Annotated in this window: 5 protein-coding genes; all 5 read right to left on the bottom strand. The window is 63.5% G+C overall.

Annotation, left to right across the window (positions count from 1 at the left end):
• Window positions 1-620, bottom strand: a 620-nt coding sequence (locus RIF85_RS14255; protein WP_309072561.1) for a 2-oxo-hepta-3-ene-1,7-dioate hydratase, incomplete at its 3' end; no start/stop codon positions are given.
• A 2-nt stretch (window positions 621-622) separates the two neighbouring features.
• A complete protein-coding gene (hpaD, locus tag RIF85_RS14250; protein WP_309072560.1) occupies window positions 623-1,711 on the bottom strand; it encodes a 3,4-dihydroxyphenylacetate 2,3-dioxygenase in 1,089 nt (362 codons plus the stop codon).
• Between the two features lie 42 nt (window positions 1,712-1,753).
• On the bottom strand, window positions 1,754-3,292 hold the full coding sequence (gene hpaE, locus RIF85_RS14245) for a 5-carboxymethyl-2-hydroxymuconate semialdehyde dehydrogenase (protein WP_309072559.1): 1,539 nt from the start codon (window positions 3,290-3,292) through the stop codon (window positions 1,754-1,756).
• A gap of 24 nt (window positions 3,293-3,316) precedes the next feature.
• Window positions 3,317-4,024, bottom strand: coding sequence for a GntR family transcriptional regulator (locus RIF85_RS14240; RefSeq protein WP_375164434.1), 708 nt, complete (start codon window positions 4,022-4,024; stop codon window positions 3,317-3,319).
• The gene (locus RIF85_RS14235; protein WP_309072558.1) at window positions 4,017-5,516 is read right to left on the bottom strand and encodes a fumarylacetoacetate hydrolase family protein; all 1,500 of its coding nucleotides are present in this window, start codon (window positions 5,514-5,516) and stop codon (window positions 4,017-4,019) included. The genes RIF85_RS14240 and RIF85_RS14235 overlap by 8 nt, the downstream gene beginning before the upstream one ends.
• Between the last annotated feature and the right edge of the window lie 100 nt (window positions 5,517-5,616).

Genomic DNA, 5,616 nt, shown 5'->3' with positions numbered 1-5,616 from the left:
GCAGCGGGGTGGTCCAGCACACCGGCGGCCACGCCGGTCTCCTCCACGGTCTGGTTCTTGTAGAGAATGGCCGCGACCCAGCGGAGGTCGACGGCGTCGGGCTTCACCGGGCGGCCGCCCACCACCATCGCGCCCATCGCAGCGTTGTCCGAGATGGTGTCCACGATGGTCCGGCCCTCCATTTCGATCCGGGAGTCCAGGATCTCAAGAGCCGGAACCACGTAGTCGGTGGCATTCAGGACGTCGAAGATTGTGCAGCCGGGGCCCTTCAGCCCGTCCTTCAGAACGAACGCGAGCTCCACCTCTACCCGCGGGTGGGTGTACTTGTCCCACTCCACCGAGCAGCCCGTTTCCAGCACCATGTCATCGAAGATGGCACCGTAGTCCGGCTCCGTGATCCCCGTGGCCGCCTGCATTGCTTTCGACGTGAGGCCGATCTTGCGCCCCACCAGGGTGCGCCCGGCTTCCTCATTACGACGACGCCACAACTGTTGGACGGCGTAGGAGTCCTCGACGGTCATCTCCGGATAGCGTGCGGTCAGCCGGGGAACGGGAGTACGCGTTCGTCCGGCTTCCACCAGCTCGTCTGCAATGGCTTCAATCGTCGCGTCATCCAGCATGGTTACAGCTGCGCTCCCAGCTTGAAGCCCTGCTGGGCGGCAGCGCCGTCGTCGTCCTGCTTGCGTGTGTAGGAGAAGCCGTCAGCGCCGACGGTGACCGCCATCTCACTCTTCTCCTCGCGCTCGATGACCGGCTGCGGGTTGCCGTCGAGGTCCAGGACCAGGGACGCCTCGGTGTACCAGGAGGGCACAACCGGGTTGCCCCACCAGTCACGGCGCTGATTGTCATGGACGTCCCAGGTGATCGTGGGGTTGTCCGGGTCGCCGGTGTAGTAGTCCTGCGTATAGATCTCGATGCGGTGGCCGTCCGGATCCAGGATGTAAAGGTAGAAGGCGTTGGAGACGCCGTGGCGTCCCGGCCCGCGCTCGATCCGGTCGCTGATACGCAGCGCGCCCATCTTGTCGCAGATCTGGATGATGTTGTGCTTCTCATGGGTGGCGAACGCGACGTGGTGCATCCGCGGGCCGTTGCCGCCGGTGAGGGCAGTGTCATGAACCGTCTGCTTGCGGTGCATCCACGCCGCGTAGGTGACGCCGTCGGAATCCTTGATGTCTTCGGAGACGCGGAAACCGAGGTCCTCGAGGTACTTGCGGCCGCGCGGCACGTCGGGTGTGACCTGGTTGAAGTGGTCCAGGCGCACCAGCTCTCCGGCGGAGTAGAGGTCGTAGCGCTGGGTGAGGCGCTCGACGTGCTCCACGTCGTAGAAGAACTCGTAGGGGAAGCCGAGCGGATCCTCAACCCGGACGGAATCTCCGATGCCCTTGGTGAACCCCTCCGTGCGGCGCTCGGTCCGGCAGCCGAGCTCCTTGTAGTACGCCTCGGCGGCGTCCACCTCAGCGGGTGACTTCACGCGGTAGGCGAAGGCGGCGACGGCGGCTACCGGCCCCTTGCGCAGCACCAGGTTGTGGTGGATGAACTCCTCCAGCGAGCGCAGGTAGATGTTGTTCTCGTCTTCCTCGGTGACGTGAAGGCCGAGGACATCGACGTAGAACTCGCGTGACTTCGCGAGGTCGGTGACCACGATCTCCATGTACGCGCAGCGCACAATGTCCGGAGCCGGAGCGGTGGGGGTTGGAACAAAGTCGGTCATGGTGTTCTCTCTTCTTCTTCGAGGAGGTAAAGGAAAGGTGGATTAACCCTCGTTGGCGGCGGAGGCTTCTACGCTGCCGAACTTCGGGGTGTGGACGGTGCCGAGCGTGATGTGCACGGCCTGCTGGTCGGTGTAGAAGTCGATGGAGCGGTAGCCGCCCTCGTGTCCCAGGCCCGAGGCCTTCACTCCACCGAACGGGGTGCGGAGGTCACGCACATTGTGGCTGTTCAGCCACACCATGCCTGCTTCGACGTTCTGCGAGAAGTTGTGCGCACGGGTGAGGTTCTGCGTCCAGATGTAGGCGGCCAGCCCGTACCTGGTGTTGTTGGCGAGAGCCAGGGCTTCGTCGTCGTTCTCAAACGGGGTGATGGCGACAACCGGTCCGAAGATTTCTTCCTGGAAGATCCGTGCGTCGGGCGCGACGTCGGCAAAAACGGTAGGGGCGATGTAGTTGCCTTCGGGGAGGTGCTCGGGGCGGCCGCCGCCGGCGAGGAGCCGGCCCTCGGACTTGCCGATCTCCACGTACGAGGCCACTTTGTCGTAGTGCTCGGGGTGGACCAGCGCGCCGACCTGGGTCTTGGGATCATGCGGATCGCCGACGACGATGGTCTTTGCGCGGGCAGCGTACTTCTCGCAGAATTCGTCGTAAATTGCCCGCTCCACGAGGATGCGGGAGCCCGCGGTGCAGCGTTCGCCGTTCAGTGAGAAGACGCCGAAGAGTGCGGAGTCAATCGCGGCGTCGAGGTCCGCATCGGCGAAGACGACGCAGGGCGACTTTCCGCCAAGTTCCATCGACAGGCCTTTGAGGTTGGCTGCGGCGTTGCGGAAGATCGTCTGTCCCGTAGTGGTTTCGCCCGTGAAGGAGATCAACGGAACCTCAGGGTGCTTGACCAGCGCGTCACCGGCTTCCTCGCCGAGGCCGTTGACCAGGTTGAAGACACCGTCCGGCAGTCCCGCGTCCTTGAAGATCTGCGCCCAGAGCGATGCGGAAAGAGGCGTGAACTCGGCAGGCTTCAGAACGACTGTGTTGCCGGTCGCCAGCGCCGGGGCGAGCTTCCAGGATTCGAGCATGAACGGCGTGTTCCACGGGGTGATCAGCCCGGCGACACCGATGGGCTTGCGGTTCACATAGTTGATCTGGGAGCCGGGAACCTTCATGGCGTCGTCGAACTGGGCCACGATGAGGTCTGCGAAGAAGCGGAAATTCTCTGCCGCGCGCAGGGCCTGGCCCTTTGCCTGCGTGATGGGCAGGCCGGTGTCGAACGTCTCCAGTTCGGCGAGCCGGGACTCCTGTGCTTCGACGGCGTCGGCGATCTTGTTCAGCACGCGGGCACGCTCGCGGGGTTTCATCTTCGGCCATGGACCGTTGACGAAGGCTTCCCGCGCAGCGGCGACGGCGAGGTCGATGTCTTCCTTCTGGCCGGCTGCCGCGGTCGCGTAGTTCTTGTTGGACACGGGATCCAGCACATCGAACGTCTTGCCGCCGACGGAGTCGACGAACTTGCCGTTGATGTAGTGCTGAATGTGGGTGGGCAGGTCCTGGGGCACGTAGTGGCTGGTTTCAGGGACGGTAGACGTCATTGTTCTCTTCCTGACTGCTGGGATTTATGTGGTGATGGCGGGCGCTTGCGCGAGGTAAGCGTCGAGGGTGGCGGAGCGGTGCTGCCGGGCAGCGCGCTCGATGGTGTCGGCGTCAGCATTCGATTCAATGAGCTGGAGCAGCGTTTCATGTTCGCGCACTGATTCGCGTGCGCGGCCTGGAACAAACCGAAAGGTCGAGGATCTCAGCGAAGCCAACCGGTTCCAACCCCGGTGAACGAGGTCGAGAATGTGCGGATTGGGGCAGTTCTCAAAGAGGACGCTATGGAAGTCCTGGTTGAGGCTGGTGAAACGAACCGGGTCGAAGTGGTCGAGGCATTCGCGCATCTCGTCGTTGATGGTCCGCGCCCGGGCAATCGCTGCTGAATCGACGAGCGGCGCTGACAGGGCGGTGGCAGCACCCTCCACAATGCTGAGGGTCTGCATCGTATAGAGGTACTCGGTCGGGTCGATTCCTGACACTGTGGCGCCGATGTTGCGTTCGAACTTGACGAGGCCTTCGGCTTCCAGCCGCCGGATCGCTTCCCGCACGGGCACCACGCTGAAACCGAGATCCTCGGCAATCTTTGCCAGAACGAGGCGGTAGCCGGGGGAGAAGGTTCCCTCCACGATGCGCGCTTTGATAGAGGTATAGGCCTGCTCGGACTTACTGCCGGTCTTGGTGGCACCGGCTTCCCGCACGACGGCGGAACCTGCGACGGCGGTTTCAGTCACCTGATTTTCCTTCCGCGCTCGTTGCCCACTCCTGGTACTTCGCCTTCCATTCAGCATTCATCGGGAAGAGCCCGTCAACGCTGTGGCCCTGCTCGACCATCTCAAAGATGAAGACCTCTTCCTTCTCCTGCTGGATGCAGTCTTCGGCGACCTCTTCAGCCAGGGCCGGCGGAATGACCAGGATGCCGTCGGAGTCGGCCACGATGATGTCGCCCGGTTGGACAGTTGTTCCACCGCAGGCGATGGTGATGTCTGTATCCCACGGCACATGACGGCGGCCAAGGACAGCCGGATGCGGGTTCGAGAAGTAGGTAGGGATATCGAGGTCGGCAACGGCCGAGTAATCGCGGACACCGCCGTCGGTGATGATGGCGGCCGCACCACGAACCTGCGCACGCAGGGCCAGTACGTCGCCGATTGTCCCGGTGCCTTTTTCACCACGAGCTTCCATGACAATGATCTCGCCCTCATTCACCGAATCGATGACGCGCTTCTGGGCATTGAAGCCACCGCCGTGAGTCTTGAAGAGGTCTTCCCTGTTCGGGACGTAACGAAGAGTACGTGCCAGTCCCACCACGCGGCGATCGGGTCGCGTGCTCTGCAGGCCGTCAATGCTCACGTTGTCCAGCCCCCGCTTCCGCAGCTGTGAAGAAATAGTGGCGGTGGCGACGCCTTCGAGCTTCTTCTTCAGCTCCGGCGAAAGGGCCGGATCCGCCGGAGCCAGGCCGGCAGCCTCACGGGATCCGTATGCTTCCTCGCGCTGGGCATCATCCGGCTTGGGTTTGGCACCGAAGTCGGCGAACGGCATCGTTCCTTCCGCCACCCGCGTGGTGAGCATGCCGCTGGTATAGCCGCCGGACGTGACCTCGATTTCGATGACGTCGCCCGGCTGGGCAACCGAGGCGCCGGCAGGAGTGCCGGTAAGGATGACGTCGCCGGTCTCGAGGGTGAGGAGTTGGGAGAGATCGGCCACGAGTTGGGCGAAGGGGAAGAGCAGGTCCTCGGTGGTGTCGTCCTGGACACGCTCGCCGTTGTGCCAGGTGCGGATACGCAGTGCTGCGGGGTCCACCTGACCGGCGGGGATCAACTGCGGGCCGATGGGTGTAAAGCCGTCGCCTCCCTTGGATCGGACGTTGGATCCCTTGTCGGCGTAACGGAGGTCGTAGACGCCGAGGTCGTTGCTGGCGGTCACCCACTCAACGTGATGCCAGGCTTCGTCAGGTGTCACTCGACGGGCCGGCGTACCGATGATGAGCGCGATCTCCCCTTCGTAACCCAGCAGTTCACAGCCGAGCGGGCGCTCCACGGTGCCCGGTGCATCCGTGGATCCCAACGCGAGCGACGACGGCGGCTTGAGGAAGTAGGACGGCTGTTGCGGCGTGCGGCCCCGCTGCGCGGCGCGGCTCGGGTAGTTGATGTGGACGGCGATGACCTTGCGGGTGCGGGCAAGCAGATCCGCGCCCGCTGCCTGGACTTGAGACTCCATCGTCATGCCGGTTCTCCTTGAACATCAGGTGTAGAAATCAATGTACGAAATCGTATACGATGAGTATGTCGCGTCAGCGAGGCCACGTCAACCCCCTTTCAAGCGG

Source organism: Arthrobacter sp., from assembly GCF_031179385.1.
GTDB lineage: Bacteria > Actinomycetota > Actinomycetes > Actinomycetales > Micrococcaceae > Arthrobacter_D.
This window is presented reverse-complemented; position numbering and strand designations above follow the sequence as displayed.